Source organism: Pseudomonas sp. FG13 (assembly GCF_057809755.1).
Genome location: NZ_JBMDKO010000013.1, coordinates 90257 through 111133, shown reverse-complemented (window position 1 = coordinate 111133; position 20877 = coordinate 90257). Strand labels below are relative to the sequence as shown.

The following is a 20877-nucleotide window of genomic DNA, read 5'->3' as shown; positions in this document are numbered from 1 at the left end:
ACTGGACTCGAGCGGCACCGCAATGAAATCAATCCTCCTGGCTTTGGCACTGATCAGCACCGTCGCCCATGCGACCGAAGACACCGAACAGAACCCCTGCGACGCCGTCGAAAACGACGTCCAGACCCTGGCCTGCTCGGCCTATGGCAAGACGGCCGCCGAACAGCTGTTGAGCGAAAACCTGCAAAGCCTCAACGAACGCCTGCAGACCCGCTACGGCAGCGACAAGGCCCAGCTCAACGACATCACCGGCAAGATCAAGGCCGCCCAGCAACTGTGGCAAAAACAGCGCGACGCCGACTGCGCCATCGCCGCCTTCCCGGCCAAACCGGGCAGCGAAGCGTACAAAATCGCCGAAAACGACTGCATGGCCCAGGTGAGCGATGATCGGTCGGAGTTTTTGGAGTCGATTGGGCAGGAGTGATGACGGGGCAATATCCAGACACCGTTCATGCATTGGCGTCTGAAAAAATATAAGTCAGAATTCGAAAATCTTATAAAAGACTTATATTCCTTCATAAACACCATCTCTACTGGACCCGAAAAGCCGTTAAGCAGCTTCTGAAATTGCATTCTCTCCATCAGGTTCAGGTCCGGGACGCCATCTCGGCTCTCGCTGAAATGCCTGATGTGGTGAACGTCAAAGCGCTTGTCGGCCATGGCTACGCTTACCGCCTTCGAGTTGGGAGCTATCGAGCCATGTTCGATTGGGACGGGGCGATCAAGGTCGTCAGCATTCAAGAGGTCAAGAAACGCGATGAACGTACCTACTGATATTCAGATCATCAACGATGCCGAGGGAAATCCGGCATTTGTGGTGATTCCGTACTCACAATACGTTGCACAAAAACTGGAGCCAGAGCTAATCCCCCATGAGGTGGTCAGCCGCATCGTCGACGGCGCAACCCCCATCCGTGCCTGGCGCGAACATCTGAACCTGACCCAGGACGACGTCGCCAAGCGCCTGGGCATTTCGCAACCGGCCTTTGCCCAGCAGGAGTCCGTTGCAAAACCCCGCCGGGCCACTCGCGAGAAGATTGCCGCGGCCTTTGGTATCCATGCCGATCAACTGGAGCTCTAGTGCTCTAGTGCTCGAATCCCCGAATCGGCCTCACAGTCCACTAGCCGCCTACTGTCAACTCTGACAGTAGGCGGGCCAAACAGAGAAGCCTAGGATCAGCACGTGACAGGAATTCACGTGACTCCGGCCTAATCGCCAGGGAGCTGATCATGCTGACTCAACATATCTTGCCTCAGACCCGGCAAACCCCATCATCCGGCAATGTTGTCGCCCAGCTGGAGGACGGCGCGCCCTTCCAGTCCAACATGATCAATTTTGCCTACGACTATTACACGACGGACCGACAGCTACGCCTGACGCTTTCCGCCGTCCAGGTGCCGGACACGGCCGCCGAACGGGTCATTCGCGGAATCGAAATGGTGTTCAGCCCAGAAGTGACCAACGAGACCCTGGTGATCGGGGAGCGGAAGGTGCACGTCACTTACTGGACAATGTGGGCGGAGAATGGCCAGACACGCTTCCTGACCAACGACGCCGACAACGGCTCGGTCTCGGTGATTTTCAATCACGAGGAAGAAACCTACCTCGGTAGTTTCACTTTCGGACCCGCCGGAAGCGTTATCCAGGGCAGTTTCTCCATCCAGGGACGGGATAACTTCACCCTTTGAGGGACTCACCGGTCATCGTCAGGTCTAGCCGTACAGACGAGTCGAGCACGACATTCAAGGGATTTTCGTATGCACGCGCTTACCGTCCTGCCCTTCTACGGCGTGGCCATTTTCATCGCCATCGTGCTGGGCATCGAGGCCGGTCGCCGGATCGGCAACCGCCATCTTGCCCTGGACCCGGAGGGTGCCCGCCAGGGCGTTGGAGCGATTGAAGGCGCAGTGTTCGGCCTGCTGGCGCTGCTGATTGCCTTTACCTTCTCCGGTGCCGCCTCGCGCCTGGATCAGCAGCGAACGCTGATCGTCGCCGAAACCAACGCGATGGGCACCGCCTGGTTGCGCCTGGACCTGCTGCCGGCCGCCGAGCAACCGGCGGTGCGCCAGGCATTCAGGGATTATGTCGACGCCCGAATCGACTACTACCGCGACTTGCGCGAGGATGAGATCGACGAAGCCGCCCATGACCGGGCCAACGAGTTGCAGCAAACCATCTGGAAACGCACCGTCGCCGCCCTGCAGCAGATGCCCACGCCGACCCTGGGCGTCAGCGTGCTGCAGGCGCAGAACGAAATGATCGACATCACCACCACCCGCGCCGTGGCCCACGAAACCCACCCACCACTGATCATTTACCTGATGCTGGTGACCATGACCCTGGTCAGTGCCGTACTGATCGGCTACGGCATGGCCGGCACGGCGCAGCGTCACTGGCTGCACAGCCTGGGCTACGCGGTGGTCATGGTCTGCGTGTTGTATGTGATCCTGGACTTCGAGTACCCCCGCTTCGGCGTTATCCGAGTCGACTACTTCGACAAAATCATGCTGGATCTGCGCAAGTCCCTGGACTGAGGCGATAAAAATCACCACGTCCCCCGGCTCCGATATGGATAGACTTGGACCTCATACCTCCCCACTCCGAAGGCTCGAATGATTATCTGCGGCATCGAAATCAAAGGCAGCGAAGCGATCATCGCCGTCGCTTCGCTGGATCAACAGGCATTGAGCCACGTCGCGCTGAACACCCGGAAAATCGCCCTGGACGATGATGACGAAGCCGCCAACGTCAAGGCTTTCGCGGCCCGGGTACGGGCGTTCGTCGCCGAGAACGCGATCGAGCGCATCGCGATCAAGAAACGCAGCAAGAAAGGCGAGTTCGCCGGCGGCCCGACAACCTTCAAGATTGAAGGGGTCTTGCAGTTGCTGGAAGGTTGCGACGTGACGCTGCTCTCACCGCAGACGATCAACGCGCAACACAAAAAACACGACTTCGCCCTGCCAGCGACGCTGAACAAATATCAGCATGAGGCTTACAAGACGGCGTGTGCGGCGTTGATGAAGCAATAAGCAGATTTCCTGTGGGAGCGAGCCTGCTCGCGAAGGCGGTGGATCAGTAGGTATCCATGTTGGATTTGCCACCGTCATCGCGAGCAGGCTCGCTCCCACAGGGCCTGTGTTCGGCCCTCAGACCACCTTGCGCCGATCCTCCCGAGGGCAGCGTTCGAACCTCGCCCGATAACTGCGGGTGAAGTACGACGGTGACTCGAACCCGCAGGCGATGCTCACTTCCAGTACGCTCATGTCGGTCTGGCGCAGCAGTTGCCGGGCCTTTTCCAGGCGCAGGCGCAGGTAGAAATTGCTGGGGGTGTCGTTCAGGTGCAGACGGAACAGCCGTTCGAGCTGGCGACGGGTAACCCCGATGGAATCGGCCAGTTCAAGGGTACTCAGGGGCGGCTCGCTGTGGGTTTCCATCTCACCGATGACATGCACCAGCTTCTTGTTGCGGATGCCGTAGCGGCTGGCGATTTCCATGCGCTGGTGATCCTTGCGCGGCCGGATGCGACCGAGCACGAATTGTTCGCTGACCTGAATCGCCAGGTCCGCGCCGTGGGCCTGGCCGATCAGGTCCAGCATGAGATCGATGGAGGCAGTGCCCCCGGCGCAGGTGATGCGGCGGCGGTCGATTTCGAAGAGCTCCTGGGTCACGCTGAGCTGTGGATAGGACTCCTTGAACGCCTCGATGGCCTCCCAGTGCAGGGTCACGCGGTGCCCTTCCAGCAATCCCGCATCGGCCAGGACCACACTGCCTGTATCGATGCCGCCCAGGGTCACGCCTTCCTTGTCCAGTCGGTGCAACCAGCGCTCCAACGCCGGAGTGGCGAACTTCAGCGGTTCGAACCCCGCCACCACCCACAGGGTCGCGCCTTTTTTCAACGGCTCCAGCGCAGCGTCGGCGTTGACCGACATGCCATTGCTGGCCAGGACCGCGCCGCCATCGGCACTCAGCACATGCCAGCGGTACAGTTCGCCACGAAAGCGATTGGCGACCCGCAACGGTTCGATGGCCGAAATGAAGCCGATGGCCGAAAAACCCGGCATCAGCAAAAAATAGAAATCCTGGGACATGGCGCACTCGGTCGACGGGTAGCGTGGGAGTCTTGATACGCCACTTGCAGGGGCCATTCAAGAGGTCGCTGCTGTGCAAGTGCGAGTCGCCGCAGTGCGTTTTGCGAAAGGGCCGGCTGCGTAACTTGGCATCACCGGCGCGCAGACACCGGAACCCATAACAATAAGCTGCCGAGGAACCCGACATGAAACGACTGATCAGCTACTGCGTTCTTGCACTCAGCGGTACCACCTTTCTGGGCATGAGCTCCACCACCCTGGCAGCCGAACCGGCCGCGTGCCAGAACGTGCGCCTGGGCGTGGTCAACTGGACCGACGTCATCGCCACCAGCGCCTTGACCCAGGTGATGCTCGACGGCCTCGGCTACCAGACCAAACAGACCAGCGCTTCCCAACAGATCATCTTCGCTGGCATCCGCGATCAACGACTGGACATGTTCCTGGGCTATTGGAACCCGCTGATGACCCAGACCATCACACCGTTCGTCGAGGCCAAGCAGGTGAAGGTGCTGGAGCAACCCAGCCTGAAAGATGCCCGCGCCACCCTGGCCGTGCCGACTTACCTGGCCGACAAGGGCCTGAAGACCTTCGCCGACATCGCCAAGTTCGAAAAGGAACTGGGCGGCAAGATCTATGGCATCGAACCCGGCTCCGGCGCCAATACCCAGATCAAGGCAATGATCGCCAAGAACCAGTTCGGCCTGGGCAAATTCCAACTGGTGGAGTCCAGCGAGGCCGGCATGCTCGCCGCCGTGGACCGTGCCGTGCGGCGCAAGGAAGCCGTGGTGTTCTTCGGCTGGGCACCGCACCCGATGAACGTCAACGTACAGATGACCTACCTCACCGGCAGCGACGACGCCCTCGGCCCGAATGAAGGCATGGCCACCGTTTGGACCGTCACGGCGCCGAACTACGCCGAACAATGCCCGAACGTCAGCCGGTTGCTGAGCAACCTGACCTTCAGCGCCGAAGACGAGAGCCGGATGATGCAGCCGCTGCTGGATCACAAGGACCCGCTCGAATCGGCCCGGCAATGGCTCAAGGACCATCCGCAGGACAAGCAGCGCTGGCTCGAAGGCGTGACCACCTTCGATGGCAAGCCGGCCGCCGACAACCTGAAACTGACCAGTAACTGATCGAACGTTATTCCTCTGCGTGGCACTCAACTGGCTGCGCAGTGACTCACTACGCCTGAAGGAAACCGCACCATGAACCACGACGTCATCATCACCTGCGCACTCACCGGTGCTGGCGACACGACCGCCAAGAGCCCTCACGTACCGGTCACGCCGAAACAGATCGCCGAGGCCGCTGTCGAAGCCGCCAAGGCCGGGGCTACAGTGGTCCATTGCCACGTCCGCGACCCTCAGACCGGCAAGTTCAGCCGCGACGTGGCGCTGTATCGCGAAGTGATGGAACGCATCCGCGAGGCTGACGTGGACATCATCGTCAACCTCACCGCCGGCATGGGTGGCGACCTGGAGATTGGCAGCGGCGAGCGGCCCATGGAGTTCGGTCCCAACACCGATCTGGTGGGACCGCTGACCCGCCTGGCCCATGTCGAAGAATTGCTGCCGGAAATCTGCACCCTGGATTGCGGCACCCTGAATTTCGGCGACGGCGACACCATCTACGTCTCCACTCCGGCGCAACTGCGGGCCGGGGCTCGGCGCATCACCGAGCTGGGGGTCAAGGCCGAACTGGAAATCTTCGACACCGGCCACCTGTGGTTCGCCAAGCAAATGATCAAGGAAGGTCTGGTGGACAACCCCCTGTTCCAACTCTGCCTGGGCATCCCATGGGGCGCTCCGGCCGACACCACCACCATGAAAGCCATGGTCGACAACCTGCCGGCGGACGCGGTGTGGGCCGGCTTCGGCATCGGGCGCATGCAGATGCCAATGGCCGCCCAGGCGGTGCTGCTGGGCGGCAACGTACGGGTCGGACTGGAAGACAACCTGTGGCTGGACAAAGGCGTGCTCGCCACCAACGGCCAACTGGTGGAACGAGCCGGCGAAATCCTCAGCCGCCTCGGTGCCCGCGTGCTCACGCCCGCTGAAGGCCGCAAGAAAATGGGCCTGACCAAACGCGGCTGACCCAAGCCTTTGCATATCCCTGTGGGAGCGAGCCCGCTCGCGATAGCGGTACAACAGCCTATCGATGTGCCGACTGACACTCCGCCATCGCGAGCAGGCTCGCTCCCACATTCAGTTCATCGCATTCTTCAGGAAACCACCATGAGCTTTATCACCGACATCAAGACCTTCGCCGCCCTGGGCAGTGGCGTCATCGGCAGCGGCTGGATCAGCCGGGCCCTGGCCCATGGCCTGGACGTCGTGGCCTGGGACCCGGCACCGGGTGCCGAGGCAGCGCTGCGCAAACGCGTCGCCAGTGCCTGGGGCGCACTGGAGAAACAAGGCCTGGCGCCTGGCGCTTCCCAGGACCGACTGCGCTTTGTCGCGACCATCGAAGAATGCGTGCGCGATGCCGACTTCATCCAGGAGAGCGCCCCCGAGCGCCTGGAACTCAAACTCCAACTGCACAGCCAGATCAGCGCTGCCGCCAAGCCCAATGCGCTGATCGGCTCCAGCACGTCGGGGCTGCTGCCGAGCGAGTTCTACGAAGGTTCCACCCATCCGGAACGCTGCGTAGTCGGTCACCCGTTCAACCCGGTGTACCTGCTGCCGCTGGTGGAAGTGGTCGGTGGCAAGAACACCGCGCCCGAAGCCATCCAGGCCGCCATGCAGGTCTATGAATCGCTCGGCATGCGCCCCCTGCACGTGCGCAAGGAAGTCCCCGGCTTCATCGCCGATCGCCTGCTTGAAGCGCTCTGGCGCGAAGCCCTGCACCTGGTCAACGACGGCGTGGCGACCACCGGGGAAATCGATGATGCCATTCGTTTTGGTGCCGGCCTGCGCTGGTCGTTCATGGGTACGTTCCTGACGTACACCTTGGCTGGCGGCGATGCCGGGATGCGCCATTTCATGGCCCAGTTCGGCCCGGCGCTGCAATTGCCGTGGACCTACCTGCCGGCGCCGGAACTGACCGAGAAGCTGATCGACGATGTGGTGGAAGGCACCAGCGATCAGTTGGGCAGCCACAGCATTTCGGCGCTGGAGCGCTATCGTGACGATTGCCTGCTGGCGGTGCTGGAAGCGGTAAGGACCACGAAAGAGAAGCATGGGATGGCGTTTACCGAGTAATCCTTTTCTGGCCTCCATCGCGAGCAGGCTCGCTTCCACATTGGATCTGCATCGCACAGGTGGGAGCGAGCCTGCTCGCGATGAGGCCAGACCAGTCACCACACCTGTCGGAACCTGAACCATGCCCACCCTCACCACCTACCAAACCCACATCCGCCCCGAATGGGTCGATTACAACGGTCACCTGCGCGACGCCTACTACCTGCTGATTTTCAGCTACGCCACCGACGCACTGATGGACATGCTCGACATGGACAGCCAGAACCGCGACGCCAGCGGCCACTCGTTGTTCACCCTCGAACTGCACCTCAATTACCTGCACGAAGTGAAGGTCGACGCCAACGTCGAAGTGCATACGCAGATCATCGGTCACGACGCCAAACGCTTGCATCTCTACCACAGCCTGCACCTGGTGGGCGGCGACAAGGAGCTGGCGGGCAACGAACAGATGCTGCTGCACGTCGATTTGGCGGGCCCGCGTTCGGCGCCTTTCACGGAACCTACCTTGGGCAAACTCAAGGCCTTGATCAGCGAACAGTCCGAGCTGCCGCCGTCGGCTTGCATCGGTCGGGTCATCGCCCTGCCGCCTGCCCGCCAAGCCTAGAAAAGGAGATCGCCATGAACACCGCCGCCGCTGTTGCCGACTTCCGTCGCTATCCCCGGGTTTGCGCGTTGACCGCGGCAAGTCCCTTCGCCGACGGGATACAGGTCACCTGGGCCGATGGCCGGATCAGCCCGTTTCATCATCAATGGCTGCGGGATAACTGTCCGTGCTCCCACTGCGTCTATACCGTTACCCGGGAACAGGTGCTGGAAATCGTCGATGTGCCCGAAGACCTGGCGCCTGGCGCAATCCGCCTCGACGACGAAGGCAGCCTGTGGGTGGATTGGCAAGACGGCCACCAAAGCCGTTTCGACCCGGGCTGGCTGCGCGCCCACGCCTACGACGATGAATCCAGGGCCGAGCGCCTGGCGGGCAAGGCCAAGCGCCAACTTTGGAAACACGATCTGCAACTGCCGGTGTTCGATTATCCGGCGCTGATGGAGGATGACAGCGCGCTGCTGCAATGGCTGCTCGCGGTACGAGACATCGGTCTGACCCAGGTGCGCGGCGTGCCCACCGAACCCGGCTCGCTGAAACAGATTGCCCAGCGCATCTCATTCATCCGCGAGAGCAACTTCGGCGTGCTGTTCAATGTGCAATCCAAGGCCAACGCCGACAGTAACGCCTACACCGCCTTCAACCTGCCACTGCACAGCGACTTGCCGACCCGGGAGTTGCAACCGGGGTTGCAGTTCCTGCATTGCCTGGTCAACGACGCGGATGGCGGCGAGAGTATTTTCGTCGATGGTTTCGCCATTGCCGAAGCCCTGCGCCAGGAAGACCCGGAGGCTTTTGCGGCGCTGTGCACGATCCCGGTGGAGTTTCGCAACAAGGATCGCCACAGCGATTACCGCTGCCTGGCGCCCATCATCGCGCTGGACGCGCTGGGGCAGGTTTCCGAAATCCGCATGGCGAACTTCCTGCGTGGACCGTTCGACACCTCAGTCGAGCAGATGCCCGACCTCTACCGCGCCTACCGACGCTTCATCGCCTTGACCCGCGAACCTTCGTTTCGCCTGACACAGCGGCTGGAGCCCGGCCAGTTGTGGTGCTTCGACAACCGCCGCACCCTCCACGCTCGCAACGCCTTCGACCCGACCACCGGGGCGCGGCATTTCCAGGGCTGCTATGTGGACCGGGATGAGTTGCTGTCGCGGATTCTGGTATTGCAGCGCTAGACCGCGTCGTAGCCATCGCGAGCAGGCTCGCTCCCACAGAAGCCCCCGCGCCCCTGTGGGATCGGGCCTGCTCGCGAAGGCGTCGGCACGGACACGCAGGCAAAAAAATCCCCGATCAAGCCGTGACATGATCGGGGCAGGAGGCGTTACTGGAGGAGCTGTCAGCGCGAGGGTGACCAAACCATCGTGATTCAGCTTGAGGCCAGTGTGCCCAGTCCCGGTCAGCGTCAGTTAGCCGAAAACGACACGCTCATAGCCATATAGGTCATCGCGACGATTTGCCCTTGCCGCAGCTTCGGGTGGCTACCAGAATCGAGTCACGCCCCCATCCATGAACAAGGAAAAGCGTCATGATGCACGCCGATTTGATCGACCAGGAAGACCTGCTGGGCCAGCTCAAGGCTCTCGGCCTCCAGATACCCAGCGGCTCTACCGCCGAGCAGGCCTGCGAGTGTGCGGTGCGCGGCCTGGACAAGGCTCGTGCCAATGAACTGCGCCGGATGGTCAAGGAAATGTACACCAGCAGCGCTACCATCCTGCCGGCCGTGCGCCAGGCGATCGATGAGCAACTGTTGCCGGCACTGGCGCAATACCAGCAGAACCACAGCGCCTGAAAAATCTATCGCGAGCAAGCTTTGCTCCCACAGGCCTGGACTGCCCCTAAGGATTGGATTTGTGTCCAACTTCTTGGGGGTAGTCCAGGCATGTCGATAAGCCTGTTGGAGCAAAGCTTGCTCGCGACGAAAGCGCCTCGGTTTAGAGCCTTACGCTGGCAAATGTCGACTCGTTACGCGCCTGGCTCAACGCCGACAGCGGACCGGACAACGGCGACAGCACCAGAGCCTGCGGCAACGGCATCATCGCCACCTGTTGCGTGGTGTTGGAACCGACGCGCTCGTCCCGCGGTGGAATGCCGAAGTATTCGCGGTAGCACTTGGAGAAGTGCGGCGTGGAGACGAAGCCGCACACCGATGCCACTTCGATGATCGACATCGGCGTCTGCTTGAGCAGTTGCCGTGCACGGATCAATCGCAGTTTGAGGTAATAGCGCGACGGCGAGCAGTGCAGGTATTTCTGGAACAACCGCTCGAGCTGACGCCGGGAGACGGCGACGTACACCGCCAGTTCGTCCAGGTCGATCGGTTCTTCGAGGTTGGCCTCCATCAGCGCGACGATTTCCTGCAACTTCGGCTGGTTGGTGCCAAGCATGTGCTTGAGCGGCACACGCTGGTGATCCTGCTCGTTGCGGATGCGCTCATAGACAAACATTTCCGAGATGGCCGCCGACAACTCGCGACCATGATCGCGGCTGATCAGGTGCAGCATCATGTCCAGCGGAGCGGTGCCGCCGGAGCTGGTGAAACGGTTACGGTCGAGGGTGAACAGGCGGGTACTCATCGACACTCGCGGGAACGCTTCCTGCATCGCCGCCAGGCATTCCCAGTGCACGCTGCAGTCGAACCCATCGAGCAGACCGGCGCAGGCCAATGCCCAACTGCCGGTGCAGACCGCGCCAAGGCGACGGGACTGACGGGCCTGGCCTTGCAGCCAGGACACGTGTTCACGGGTAACGGTGCGCTGGATGCCGATGCCGCCACAAACGATGACGGTATCCAGGGCCGGCGCCTTGTGCATGGAGGCGTCCGGGGTGATCTGCAGACCGTCACTGGCCCAGACCTGCCCGCCATCCACGGAGAGGGTGGTCCAGCGATACAGCTCGCGCCCGGATAGCTGGTTGGCCATGCGCAGGGGTTCCACAGCGGACGCCAGGGAAATCAGCGTGAAATTGTCCAGCAGCAGAAAGCCGATGGACTGAGGCGCACGGTTCTGGGGTTGGGCCCCGGAGTGGGTCGACGTCATCGCGGTATCTCCTCACACAAAGCGGTGATGGCCTCAGGCGGAGGCTCTTTTTATTGGTGATGCCCTCGGTCTCTACACAGGAGACGGGCTTTGTATTGGTAGAGCAATTGCCGTGCCTAAATTTGAGCAGGCATTCAATAAATCCTGAAAACGACATGCCGAGCCGTCTATATAAGGCGCATAACGCGTGTGGATTATCGGGGTCTTCAAGGGCGGCTGGCGCCTATCACTGCGGGCAGTGAGCACTTCGGTAGCACTTGTGGGAACTGGGCTGCGCCACTTTCGGAACAGTGTCACCCCAAGCGCGGTGGACGAACGGTTGATAGCTGCGCAACGGCTAACCCGACGAACGGGTCTTATCTGATTGCGACGCGCTAAAAAGTGGCGGGACTATGGCGTAATGTTCATTTATTGAGCAGTTTCAGAGCGCTTGTGGCGAGGGGATTTTATCCCCGCCGGGCCGCGAAGCAGCCCTGAATACAGACAACTCGGTGTATCAAAAGTACCTGAAGGGCCGCTTCGCGACCCAGCGGGGATAAAATCCCCTCGCCACAAGGCTTCTATCAGCATTCCACCGCGCTGACCGCCAACCCACCGCGCGACGTCTCTTTGTACTTGTCGTGCATGTCGGCACCGGTATCGCGCATGGTGCGGATCACCCGGTCCAGGGAGATGAAATGCTGGCCGTCGCCGCGCAGTGCCATTTGCGCCGCATTGATCGCTTTTACCGCGGCGATCGCGTTGCGCTCGATGCAAGGCACCTGGACCAGACCGCCCACCGGGTCGCAGGTCAGGCCAAGGTTGTGTTCCAAGCCGATTTCCGCCGCGTTGCACAGTTGCTCCGGCGTGGCACCGAGGATCTCCGCCAGACCTGCCGCCGCCATGGCACAGGCCGAGCCCACTTCGCCCTGGCAACCGACTTCGGCACCGGAAATCGAAGCGTTCTTCTTGCACAGGATGCCCACCGCCGCCGCACCGAGGAAATAATCCACCACGTTGGCGTCGGTAACGGCCTCGCTGAACTTCATGAAATAGTGCAGCACCGCCGGAATGATCCCAGCCGCGCCATTGGTCGGCGCCGTCACCATGCGTCCACCGGCGGCGTTTTCCTCGTTGACCGCCAAGGCGAAGAGGTTGACCCACTCCATTGCGCTCAGGGTCGAACCGATGACATTCGGCTTGTTCAACTCTTGCAGGCTGCGGTGCAACTTGGCTGCACGCCGGCGCACGTTCAGGCCGCCGGGCAGGATGCCTTCATGCTTGAGGCCATGCTCGACACATTCCTGCATCGCCCGCCAAAGCTTCATCAGCCCGCTGCGGATTTCTTCTTCCGAGCGCCAGGCCTTTTCGTTGGCCATCATCAGTTCGGCCACACGCAGGTTATGGGTGCGACACAGCGTGAGCAGCTCTTCGGCGCTGGAGAAATCGTAAGGCAGACGGGTGGTGTCCAGGTCCGCCACGCCGCTGGAAGCCTGGGCCTCATCGACGACAAAGCCGCCGCCGACTGAATAATAGGTGTCGCGAAACAGCTCACCGCTGGCGCCTTCGGCCACCAGCGTCATGGCATTTGGATGGAACGGCAGGTTTTCGTCGATCAGGCGCATGTCCCGGGCCCACACAAAAGGCACTGGCAAGCGACCGTCCAGTTGCAGGGTCTCGGTTTCACGCAACAGTGCGATGCGCGGCGCAATCTGCGACGGATCGATCGCATCTGGCCACTCGCCCATCAGGCCCATGATGACGGCGGTATCGCTACCGTGACCGATGCCGGTGGCCGACAGCGAACCATAGAGCTGCACCTCGACCCGTCGCACGTCGTTCAGCAGCGCCTTTGCCCGCAACGCCTCGACAAACAGCGCCGCGGCGCGCATCGGGCCGACCGTGTGAGAGCTGGACGGGCCAATACCGATTTTGAACAGGTCGAACACACTGATTGCCATTGCCTAGAACCTCCAGAACGGGCATATCCGGGCGCAGGAGCGCCCGGTGACGGAGCTGCTACGCTCAACGCCGGGATGGCCGCATCATCCGGTTTTTGCCTCTGGGGTCGACGTCTGACACCGACGCAATTATGCCCACCAACGCCGCCGGCCTCATGGCGGGGTTCCACGCCGTTTTTTTGCGTGTCAGTGACCTGTCGGAGGCGGAAAAAATCTGTAAACGACGTCACCGACACTGGATGCGACCCTCCCTGTACTGGATACGACTCACCCTGTAGGCGACAGATTTGCGCTGGTACATGATCGGTTACGGCTCGTTTTCAAGGCCGCGTGTCGAGACAGTGTTCACGCGCCCCAACCGCAACACCCAATACAAAGCGCGGTTGTCCGACCGGACCCGCCGATAAAACACCAGGAGTCCACTCATGAAAGGTTCCAAGTCGTTGTTGTTGGCCGCCATGCTGAGTCTTCCCATGCTGGCCAACGCTGCTGAACCCGCACAATGCAGCACTGTTAACTTCTCCGACGTCGGCTGGACCGACATCACCGTGACCACCGCCACCACCAGCGTGATTCTTGACGCCCTCGGCTACAAGACAAAGACCACCATGATTTCCGTACCGGTGACCTACAAGTCCCTGGCCGACGGTAAGAACATGGACGTGTTCCTCGGCAACTGGATGCCGACCATGGAAAACGACATCAAGGCCTACCGCGACGCCGGCACCGTGGAAACCGTGCGCACCAACCTCAAAGGCGCCAAGTACACACTGGCCGTGCCGAAGGCCCTCTACGACAAAGGCCTGCACGACTTCTCCGACATTGCCAAGTTCAAGAAGGAACTCGACGGCAAGATCTACGGCATCGAGCCGGGCAACGACGGCAATCGCCTGATCCAAAGCATGATCGACAAGAATGCCTTCGGCCTGAAGGACGCCGGCTTCAAGGTTGTCGAGTCGAGCGAAGCGGGCATGCTGTCCCAGGTCGACCGTGCTTCCAAGCGCGGTACCGACGTAGTGTTCCTCGGCTGGGCACCGCATCCGATGAACACCCGTTTCAGCATTGAATACCTGACCGGTGGCGACGAGTTCTTCGGTCCGGACTTCGGCGCCGCTACCGTGGCGACGAACACCCGCAAGGGTTACACCCAGGAATGCAGCAACGTTGGCCAGCTGTTGAAGAACCTCGAGTTCACGGTCGACATGGAAAGCAAACTGATGGGCAACGTCTTGGACGACAAGATGAAGCCTGAAGCTGCCGCCAAGGCGTGGCTGCAGAAAAACCCACAGGTACTCGATACCTGGCTCGCTGGCGTGACCACCATTGACGGTAAACCTGGCCTGGAAGCCGTGAAAGCCAAGCTCGCACAGTAATAGTTATGCCGGGCGGGCTCACCCGCCCGGGCTGTTTATCCCTTGCATGCGGACGTTCACTACCATGCTGATTGATCAGAAAATACCCTTGGGCCAGTACATTGCGGGCTTCGTCGAATGGTTGACGCAACATGGCGCCAGCACCTTTGACGCCATCGCACTGTTCCTGGAAACGATGATTCACGGCGTGACATTTGCGCTGACCTGGTTCAACCCGTTGGCCTTGATTGGCATCATTGCCCTGCTGGCGCATTTCATCCAGCGTAAATGGGGCCTCACCGTATTCGTCATTGCCTCCTTCCTGCTGATCCTCAACCTCGGTTACTGGCAGGAAACCATGGAAACCCTGGCCCAGGTGATGTTCGCCACCCTGGTCTGCGTCGTAATCGGCGTGCCGCTGGGCATTGTTGCCGCGCACAAGCCGATGTTCTACACCATGATGCGTCCGGTACTCGATCTGATGCAGACCGTACCGACCTTCGTCTACCTCATTCCTACCCTGACCCTCTTCGGTCTGGGTGTGGTCCCGGGCCTGATCTCCACGGTGGTGTTCGCGATTGCCGCGCCTATCCGTCTGACTTACCTGGGCATCTGCGACGTTCCGGAAGAACTGATGGACGCCGGCAAGGCCTTTGGCTGCTCCCGTCGCCAGCTCCTGTCGCGTATCGAACTGCCCCATGCGATGCCAAGCATCGCGGCCGGTGTCACACAGTGCATCATGCTGTCGTTGTCGATGGTGGTGATCGCCGCACTGGTAGGCGCCGACGGCCTGGGCAAACCCGTGGTCAACGCACTGAACACCGCCGATATCGCCCTGGGCTTCGAAGCCGGCCTGGCGATCGTACTGCTGGCGATCATGCTCGACCGTATCTGCAAACAACCCGACGCAAAAGCAGGGGGTGACGCATGAGCATAATCCGCTTCGACCAGGTCGACGTGATCTTCGCCAAGGATCCACGCGAAGCCCTCAAACTGCTCGACCAAGGCATGACCCGCAACGAGATCCTGAAGAAGACCGGGCAAATCGTCGGCGTGGAAAAAGCCAGCCTGGACATCGAGAAAGGCGAAATCTGCGTCCTGATGGGCCTGTCCGGCTCCGGCAAATCCAGCCTGCTGCGCTGCATCAACGGCCTGAACACCGTGAGCCGTGGCAAGTTGTTCGTCGAGCATGAAGGCCGGCAGATCGACATTGCCTCCTGCAGCCCCGCTGAACTGAAGATGATGCGCACCAAACGTATCGCCATGGTGTTCCAGAAGTTCGCTCTGATGCCTTGGCTGACGGTGCGCGAGAACATCAGCTTCGGCCTGGAAATGCAGGGCCGTCCGGAAAAGGAACGGCGCAAGCTGGTGGATGAGAAACTTGAGCTGGTGGGCCTGGCCCAGTGGCGCAACAAGAAGCCCGACGAACTGTCAGGCGGCATGCAGCAACGGGTCGGTCTGGCCCGCGCCCTGGCGATGGACGCCGACATCCTGTTGATGGACGAACCGTTCTCGGCCCTCGACCCGCTGATCCGCCAAGGCCTGCAGGACGAACTGCTGGAGCTGCAACGCAAGTTGAGCAAGACCATCGTGTTCGTCAGCCATGACCTCGACGAAGCCCTGAAACTGGGCAGCCGGATCGCGATCATGAAAGACGGCCGGATCATCCAGTACAGCAAGCCGGAAGAAATCGTGTTGAACCCGGCGGACGACTATGTGCGCACCTTCGTCGCCCATACCAACCCGCTCAACGTCCTCTGCGGCCGCAGCCTGATGCGCACGCTGGACAACTGCAAGCGCATCAACGGTTCGGTGTGCCTGGATCCGGGTGGCGATTCCTGGCTCGACCTGGCCGAAGGCAACACCATCAAGGGTGCACGCCAGAACGGCGCGGCACTGGACCTGCAGAACTGGGTCCAGGGGCAACCTGTCGAAGGACTGGGCCGTCGCCCGACGCTGGTGGATTCCAACATCGGCATGCGCGACGCGTTGCAGATCCGCTACCAGACCGGCAACAAACTGGTGCTCCACGATAACCAGAAAGTGGTCGGGATCCTCGGCGACAGCGAGCTGTACCACGCGCTGCTCGGCAAGAACCTGGGTTAAACCTCAACCCTGTGGGAGCGAGCCTGTAGGAGCCGAGCTTGCTCGCGATGAACGATGACGCGGTTTGCAGTTGAACCGTGTCGATTCCATCGCGAGCAAGCTCGGCTCCCACAGGTCTCGCTCCCACAGCGTTTTGCATTCCTGGAAAGCGATCTTTGAGCCTAGACGTACGCCCGATTTTTTATTGATTGAACGTTCAATCAAAACAAAATAGACTGTTTCTCGCTCCGCCGGACAATTTCTGTCCGCCGAATGATCCGAGGAAATGCACCCAATGCCCAAGGTCGGTATGCAACCCATTCGCCGCCAGCAATTGATCGACGCCACGTTGCAGGCCGTCGATCAGGTCGGTATGGGGGACGCCAGCATTGCGCTGATCGCCCGTTTGGCCGGGGTGTCCAACGGCATCATCAGTCACTATTTCCAGGACAAGAATGGCCTGATCGCGGCTACGGCTCAGTATCTGATGACGGTGCTGAGCGAGAACGTCACCGCGCGCCGGCTGGCACTTGAGGACAAGAGCCCGCGGGCACACCTGAAAGTGATCATCGCGGCCAACTTCGACGCCAGCCAGGTCAATGGCCCGGCAATGAAAACCTGGCTGGCCTTCTGGGCCACCAGCATGCATCACCCGTCATTGCACAGGTTGCAGCGGATCAACGATCACCGTCTGTATTCCAACCTGTGTTGCCAGTTCCGTCGCGCCCTGCCCCTTGATGAGGCACGCAGTGCGGCACGGGGTCTGGCCGCGCTGATTGACGGTTTGTGGCTGCGCGGGGCGCTGTCGGGAGACGCATTCGACACCGCCCAGGCACACCGGATCGCTTACGAATACATGGATTTCCAACTGGGCAAAGCAGGGGCGCCAGAGCACACAGAACCGCTCGACTCCTGAACCGCCGCCGAACCGCGTAGTCAGCTTTAGAAGACGCGCACGGAGGCAGCCAACCACTTATGCACTTGCGAGGACTTTATGGCCCGTTTCGAACTGCAAAAACTCTACATCGATGGCGCGTACAGCGATGCCAGCGGCGACGCCACTTTCGAAGCCATCAACCCTGCCAACGGTGAAGTGCTTGCCCAAGTGCAGCGTGCGACGAAAGAAGACGTCGAGCGCGCCGTGGTCAGTGCCGAAAAGGGCCAGAAGATCTGGGCCGCCATGACCGCCATGCAGCGCTCGCGGATCCTGCGCCGCGCCGTGGACATCCTGCGCGAGCGCAACGATGAATTGGCCGCACTGGAAACCCTGGACACTGGCAAGGCCTACTCCGAAACCCGCTACGTCGACATCGTCACCGGCGCCGACGTGCTGGAATACTACGCCGGCCTGGTGCCCGCCATTGAAGGCGAGCAGATACCGCTGCGCGATACCTCGTTCGTCTACACCCGTCGCGAGCCCCTGGGCATCGTGGCTGGCATCGGCGCGTGGAACTACCCGATCCAGATCGCGCTGTGGAAGTCCGCACCAGCCCTGGCCGCCGGCAACGCAATGATCTTCAAGCCAAGCGAAGTCACTTCGCTGACCACCTTGAAGCTGGCCGAGATCTACACCGAAGCCGGCGTTCCGCCCGGAGTCTTCAACGTGTTGACCGGCAGCGGCCGTGAAGTCGGCACCTGGCTGACCGAGCACCCGCGCATCGAGAAAGTCTCGTTCACCGGCGGCACCGACACTGGCAAGAAAGTCATGGCCAGCGCCTCGAGTTCATCGCTCAAGGACGTGACCATGGAACTGGGCGGCAAGTCGCCACTGATCATCTGCGACGACGCCGACCTGGATCGCGCCGCCGACACTGCGATGATGGCCAACTTCTACAGCTCCGGCCAGGTCTGCACCAACGGCACCCGCGTGTTCGTACCAAGCCATCTCAAAGCTGCGTTCGAAGCCAAGATCGCCGAGCGCGTGGCGCGCATCCGCATCGGCAACCCAGAGGATGAAAACACCAACTTCGGCCCGCTGGTGAGTTTCGCCCACATGGAGAGCGTGCTGGGCTACATCGAGAAGGGCAAGGCCGAAGGCGCACGCCTGCTGTGTGGCGGCAAGCGCCTGACCGACGGCGAGTTCGCCAAGGGCGCGTTCGTCGCTCCGACCGTGTTCACCGATTGCACCGACGAGATGACCATCGTGCGGGAAGAAATCTTCGGCCCGGTGATGTCGATCCTCAGCTACGAGACCGAAGAAGAAGTGATCCGCCGCGCCAATGACACCGAGTTCGGCCTGGCCGCCGGCGTCGTGACCCGCGACCTGAACCGCGCCCACCGCGTGATCCACCAACTGGAAGCCGGTATCTGCTGGATCAACGCCTGGGGCGAGTCCGACGCGAAGATGCCGGTCGGTGGCTACAAACAATCGGGCGTGGGCCGCGAAAACGGGATCAGTTCGCTGAACAACTTCACGCGCATCAAATCGGTACAGGTCGAGTTGGGCGATTACGCGTCGGTGTTCTGAAGCCCGGCTTCTGCGGTGCCTGCGAGGCCGTCATCGCGGGCAAGCCATGCTCCCACAAGGAATCTGCTGTAACACAACTGCTGTGTCTATCAGAAACCTGTGGGAGCAAAGCTTGCTCGCGATGGAGTGAAAGACACTCACCGGCCACGACCTGAACCCAATTAAAAGAGGGTGCATTTCATGTCCCAAGAATTCGATTACATCATCATCGGTGCCGGCTCCGCCGGTAACACCCTGGCCACCCGTCTGACCGAAGACGAAGGCGTCACCGTCCTGCTGCTCGAAGCCGGCGGCCCGGACTATCGCCTGGACTTTCGCACGCAGATGCCCGCCGCCCTGGCGTTCCCGCTGCAAGGTCGACGCTACAACTGGGCCTACGAAACCGATCCCGAGCCGCACATGAACGGCCGTCGCATGGAATGCGGACGCGGCAAAGGCCTGGGCGGCTCTTCGCTGATCAACGGCATGTGCTACATCCGTGGCAACGCCCTGGACTACGACAACTGGGCAAAACTGCCCGGCCTCGAAGACTGGACGTACCTGGACTGCCTGCCCTATTTCAGGAAAGCCGAAACCCGGGACATCGGCCCGAACGATTACCACGGCGGCGATGGCCCGGTCAGCGTGACCACACCCAAGCCCGGCAACAACCCGCTGTTCCACGCCATGGTCGAGGCCGGCGTGCAGGCCGGTTATCCGCGTACCGAAGATCTCAATGGCTATCAGCAGGAAGGTTTCGGCCCGATGGACCGCACCGTCACGCCGAATGGCCGACGCGCCAGCACCGCGCGCGGGTATCTGGACGTGGCCAAGAAGCGTTCGACCCTGACCATCGTCACCCATGCCCTGACCGACAAGATCCTGTTCGAAGGCAAGCGTGCCGTGGGCGTGCGTTATCTGGTGGGCGCCGCTGAAGAGCGCGTCGAAGCCCGGGCACGCAAGGAAGTGCTGTTGTGCTCAGGCGCCATCGCCTCGCCGCAGATCCTGCAACGCTCCGGCGTCGGCCCGGCCAAACTGCTGGAAAGCCTCGACATCCCGGTGGTGCACGACCTGCCGGGTGTCGGCGAAAACCTCCAGGACCACTTGGAGCTCTACCTGCAATACGCCTGCACCCAACCGGTCTCGCTGTACCCGTCGCTGCTCTGGTACAACCAACCGGCCATCGGCGCCGAGTGGTTGTTCAACGGCACCGGCATCGGTGCCAGCAACCAGTTCGAAGCCGGTGGTTTCATCCGCAGCCGTCCGGAGTTCGAATGGCCGAACATCCAGTATCACTTCCTGCCGGTGGCGATTAACTACAACGGCAGCAACGGTGTGAAGGAGCACGGTTTCCAGGCGCACATGGGTTCCATGCGCTCGCCAAGCCGTGGCCGGATCCAGGCGAAGTCCAAGGATCCCCGCCAACACCCGAGCATCCTGTTCAACTACATGGCCACCGAGCAGGACTGGCAGGAGTTCCGCGACGGCATCCGCCTGACCCGCGAGATCATGCAACAGCCGGCGCTCGATCCGTTCCGTGGACGCGAAATCAGCCCGGGCATCGAAGTGCAGACCGACGAGCAGCTGGACCAGTTCATCCGCGAACACGCCGAAACCGCCTTCCATCCGTCCTGCTCGTGCAAGATGGGCACCGACGACATGGCGGTGGTGGACGGCGAAGGCCGCGTGCATGGCATGCAAGGCCTGCGAGTCGTGGATGCCTCGATCATGCCGATCATCACCACCGGCAACCTGAACGCGCCGACGATCATGATCGCCGAGAAAATCGCCGACAAGATCCGCGGCCGCAAGCCACTGCCACGCAGCACCGCGCCGTACTATGTGGCCGGCGATGCGCCGGTCAAAGGCAAGCCGGTGCGCGAGGTGGCGCCAGCCGTGCAGTAACACCCCAGCGCGGCTATCGCGAGCAGGCTCGCTCCCACACTGGATTTCGGCGGACACAAGTTTCCTGCCCGACACAGATCCCATGTGGGAGCGAGCCTGCTCGCGATGGCGCCCGACCAGACGCTGAAGCATTCCCACTCTATCCAGCCTCAAGCCTTGATCCCGCCCCGCCCCAAGCCTAATCTAGCCTCACGCAAACGTTTCACCCTCCCCCC

Annotated in this window: 21 protein-coding genes; 18 read left to right on the top strand and 3 right to left on the bottom strand. The window is 61.4% G+C overall.

What is annotated here, in order from left to right; translation table 11 throughout:
- Positions 1 to 22: 22 nt before the first annotated feature.
- The 6 genes from ACODTO_RS13615 (at position 23) to ACODTO_RS13590 (ending at position 3030) form a co-directional block, all read left to right on the top strand.
- A complete protein-coding gene (locus ACODTO_RS13615) occupies positions 23 to 424 on the top strand; it encodes a lysozyme inhibitor LprI family protein (protein ID WP_175362371.1) in 402 nt (133 codons plus the stop codon).
- A gap of 83 nt (positions 425 to 507) precedes the next feature.
- Complete coding sequence (locus ACODTO_RS13610) at positions 508 to 774, top strand: type II toxin-antitoxin system RelE family toxin (RefSeq protein ID WP_175362427.1); 267 nt, start codon at positions 508 to 510, stop codon at positions 772 to 774.
- Positions 758 to 1081 carry a helix-turn-helix domain-containing protein gene (locus ACODTO_RS13605; RefSeq protein ID WP_139640736.1) on the top strand — a complete coding sequence of 108 codons (324 nt, stop codon included), beginning with the start codon at positions 758 to 760 and terminating at the stop codon, positions 1079 to 1081. The genes ACODTO_RS13610 and ACODTO_RS13605 overlap by 17 nt, the downstream gene beginning before the upstream one ends.
- 149 nt (positions 1082 to 1230) lie before the next feature.
- Positions 1231 to 1689 (top strand): hypothetical protein, encoded by a 459-nt coding sequence (locus tag ACODTO_RS13600; protein ID WP_175362370.1) that lies wholly within the window; start codon positions 1231 to 1233, stop codon positions 1687 to 1689.
- Between the two features lie 69 nt (positions 1690 to 1758).
- Positions 1759 to 2535 (top strand): bestrophin-like domain, encoded by a 777-nt coding sequence (locus tag ACODTO_RS13595; protein ID WP_139640738.1) that lies wholly within the window; start codon positions 1759 to 1761, stop codon positions 2533 to 2535.
- 78 nt (positions 2536 to 2613) lie between these two features.
- Positions 2614 to 3030 (top strand): DUF3010 family protein, encoded by a 417-nt coding sequence (locus ACODTO_RS13590; RefSeq protein WP_139640740.1) that lies wholly within the window; start codon positions 2614 to 2616, stop codon positions 3028 to 3030.
- Between the two features lie 117 nt (positions 3031 to 3147).
- Here ACODTO_RS13590 and ACODTO_RS13585 read toward each other — a convergent pair whose 3' ends face one another.
- Positions 3148 to 4089, bottom strand: a complete 942-nt coding sequence (locus ACODTO_RS13585) for a GlxA family transcriptional regulator (RefSeq protein WP_139640742.1) — start codon at positions 4087 to 4089, stop codon at positions 3148 to 3150.
- Between the two features lie 185 nt (positions 4090 to 4274).
- Between ACODTO_RS13585 and ACODTO_RS13580 the strand changes: the two genes are divergently transcribed.
- The 6 genes from ACODTO_RS13580 (at position 4275) to ACODTO_RS13555 (ending at position 9688) form a co-directional block, all read left to right on the top strand.
- A complete protein-coding gene (locus ACODTO_RS13580) occupies positions 4275 to 5225 on the top strand; it encodes a choline ABC transporter substrate-binding protein (protein WP_041021085.1) in 951 nt (316 codons plus the stop codon).
- A gap of 72 nt (positions 5226 to 5297) precedes the next feature.
- Positions 5298 to 6185 carry a 3-dehydrocarnitine:acetyl-CoA trimethylamine transferase CdhC gene (gene cdhC / locus ACODTO_RS13575; protein WP_489106575.1) on the top strand — a complete coding sequence of 296 codons (888 nt, stop codon included), beginning with the start codon at positions 5298 to 5300 and terminating at the stop codon, positions 6183 to 6185.
- 141 nt (positions 6186 to 6326) lie between these two features.
- Positions 6327 to 7292 carry an L-carnitine dehydrogenase gene (locus tag ACODTO_RS13570; protein ID WP_489106574.1) on the top strand — a complete coding sequence of 322 codons (966 nt, stop codon included), beginning with the start codon at positions 6327 to 6329 and terminating at the stop codon, positions 7290 to 7292.
- A 121-nt stretch (positions 7293 to 7413) separates the two neighbouring features.
- The gene (locus tag ACODTO_RS13565; protein ID WP_139640751.1) at positions 7414 to 7896 is read left to right on the top strand and encodes a thioesterase family protein; all 483 of its coding nucleotides are present in this window, start codon (positions 7414 to 7416) and stop codon (positions 7894 to 7896) included.
- Between the two features lie 14 nt (positions 7897 to 7910).
- Complete coding sequence (locus ACODTO_RS13560) at positions 7911 to 9074, top strand: gamma-butyrobetaine dioxygenase (RefSeq protein WP_489106573.1); 1164 nt, start codon at positions 7911 to 7913, stop codon at positions 9072 to 9074.
- Between the two features lie 350 nt (positions 9075 to 9424).
- The gene (locus tag ACODTO_RS13555; protein ID WP_489106572.1) at positions 9425 to 9688 is read left to right on the top strand and encodes a hypothetical protein; all 264 of its coding nucleotides are present in this window, start codon (positions 9425 to 9427) and stop codon (positions 9686 to 9688) included.
- Positions 9689 to 9830: 142 nt separating this feature from the next.
- On the opposite strand, the gene gbdR is transcribed toward ACODTO_RS13555, so the two are convergent.
- Together gbdR and ACODTO_RS13545 are read right to left on the bottom strand one after the other, a co-directional pair.
- The gene (gene gbdR / locus ACODTO_RS13550; RefSeq protein ID WP_489106571.1) at positions 9831 to 10934 is read right to left on the bottom strand and encodes a choline metabolism transcriptional regulator GbdR; all 1104 of its coding nucleotides are present in this window, start codon (positions 10932 to 10934) and stop codon (positions 9831 to 9833) included.
- 563 nt (positions 10935 to 11497) lie between these two features.
- Positions 11498 to 12874: an L-serine ammonia-lyase gene (locus tag ACODTO_RS13545; protein WP_024776553.1), complete on the bottom strand. Its 1377-nt coding sequence runs from the start codon at positions 12872 to 12874 to the stop codon at positions 11498 to 11500.
- Between the two features lie 425 nt (positions 12875 to 13299).
- Here ACODTO_RS13545 and ACODTO_RS13540 point away from each other — a divergent pair, with 425 nt between their 5' ends.
- The 6 genes from ACODTO_RS13540 (at position 13300) to betA (ending at position 20662) form a co-directional block, all read left to right on the top strand.
- Entirely contained in the window at positions 13300 to 14247 is a 948-nt protein-coding gene (locus ACODTO_RS13540) for a choline ABC transporter substrate-binding protein (protein WP_041021079.1), read from the top strand.
- A 64-nt stretch (positions 14248 to 14311) separates the two neighbouring features.
- Positions 14312 to 15157 carry a choline ABC transporter permease subunit gene (gene choW, locus ACODTO_RS13535; protein WP_139640754.1) on the top strand — a complete coding sequence of 282 codons (846 nt, stop codon included), beginning with the start codon at positions 14312 to 14314 and terminating at the stop codon, positions 15155 to 15157.
- Positions 15154 to 16332 carry a choline ABC transporter ATP-binding protein gene (choV, locus tag ACODTO_RS13530; RefSeq protein WP_041021077.1) on the top strand — a complete coding sequence of 393 codons (1179 nt, stop codon included), beginning with the start codon at positions 15154 to 15156 and terminating at the stop codon, positions 16330 to 16332. Before choW ends, choV begins: the two co-directional genes overlap by 4 nt.
- Before the next feature lie 274 nt (positions 16333 to 16606).
- On the top strand, positions 16607 to 17227 hold the full coding sequence (betI, locus tag ACODTO_RS13525; RefSeq protein WP_489106570.1) for a transcriptional regulator BetI: 621 nt from the start codon (positions 16607 to 16609) through the stop codon (positions 17225 to 17227).
- Between the two features lie 78 nt (positions 17228 to 17305).
- Positions 17306 to 18778, top strand: a complete 1473-nt coding sequence (gene betB, locus ACODTO_RS13520; RefSeq protein WP_139640758.1) for a betaine-aldehyde dehydrogenase — start codon at positions 17306 to 17308, stop codon at positions 18776 to 18778.
- Between the two features lie 180 nt (positions 18779 to 18958).
- On the top strand, positions 18959 to 20662 hold the full coding sequence (gene betA / locus ACODTO_RS13515; protein WP_139640760.1) for a choline dehydrogenase: 1704 nt from the start codon (positions 18959 to 18961) through the stop codon (positions 20660 to 20662).
- The last annotated feature ends 215 nt before the right edge of the window (positions 20663 to 20877 follow it).

Coding starts and splice junctions, on each gene's coding strand:
- betB (WP_139640758.1), top strand. CDS start 17,306: ATGGCCCGTTTCGAACTGCAAAAACTCTACATCGATGGCGCGTACAGC.
- ACODTO_RS13615 (WP_175362371.1), top strand. CDS start 23: ATGAAATCAATCCTCCTGGCTTTGGCACTGATCAGCACCGTCGCCCAT.
- ACODTO_RS13540 (WP_041021079.1), top strand. CDS start 13,300: ATGAAAGGTTCCAAGTCGTTGTTGTTGGCCGCCATGCTGAGTCTTCCC.
- ACODTO_RS13595 (WP_139640738.1), top strand. CDS start 1,759: ATGCACGCGCTTACCGTCCTGCCCTTCTACGGCGTGGCCATTTTCATC.
- ACODTO_RS13555 (WP_489106572.1), top strand. CDS start 9,425: ATGATGCACGCCGATTTGATCGACCAGGAAGACCTGCTGGGCCAGCTC.
- ACODTO_RS13580 (WP_041021085.1), top strand. CDS start 4,275: ATGAAACGACTGATCAGCTACTGCGTTCTTGCACTCAGCGGTACCACC.
- choV (WP_041021077.1), top strand. CDS start 15,154: ATGAGCATAATCCGCTTCGACCAGGTCGACGTGATCTTCGCCAAGGAT.
- ACODTO_RS13585 (WP_139640742.1), bottom strand. CDS start 4,089: ATGTCCCAGGATTTCTATTTTTTGCTGATGCCGGGTTTTTCGGCCATC.
- ACODTO_RS13590 (WP_139640740.1), top strand. CDS start 2,614: ATGATTATCTGCGGCATCGAAATCAAAGGCAGCGAAGCGATCATCGCC.
- betI (WP_489106570.1), top strand. CDS start 16,607: ATGCCCAAGGTCGGTATGCAACCCATTCGCCGCCAGCAATTGATCGAC.
- ACODTO_RS13570 (WP_489106574.1), top strand. CDS start 6,327: ATGAGCTTTATCACCGACATCAAGACCTTCGCCGCCCTGGGCAGTGGC.
- ACODTO_RS13560 (WP_489106573.1), top strand. CDS start 7,911: ATGAACACCGCCGCCGCTGTTGCCGACTTCCGTCGCTATCCCCGGGTT.
- choW (WP_139640754.1), top strand. CDS start 14,312: ATGCTGATTGATCAGAAAATACCCTTGGGCCAGTACATTGCGGGCTTC.
- cdhC (WP_489106575.1), top strand. CDS start 5,298: ATGAACCACGACGTCATCATCACCTGCGCACTCACCGGTGCTGGCGAC.
- ACODTO_RS13545 (WP_024776553.1), bottom strand. CDS start 12,874: ATGGCAATCAGTGTGTTCGACCTGTTCAAAATCGGTATTGGCCCGTCC.
- ACODTO_RS13605 (WP_139640736.1), top strand. CDS start 758: ATGAACGTACCTACTGATATTCAGATCATCAACGATGCCGAGGGAAAT.
- ACODTO_RS13565 (WP_139640751.1), top strand. CDS start 7,414: ATGCCCACCCTCACCACCTACCAAACCCACATCCGCCCCGAATGGGTC.
- gbdR (WP_489106571.1), bottom strand. CDS start 10,934: ATGACGTCGACCCACTCCGGGGCCCAACCCCAGAACCGTGCGCCTCAG.
- betA (WP_139640760.1), top strand. CDS start 18,959: ATGTCCCAAGAATTCGATTACATCATCATCGGTGCCGGCTCCGCCGGT.
- ACODTO_RS13600 (WP_175362370.1), top strand. CDS start 1,231: ATGCTGACTCAACATATCTTGCCTCAGACCCGGCAAACCCCATCATCC.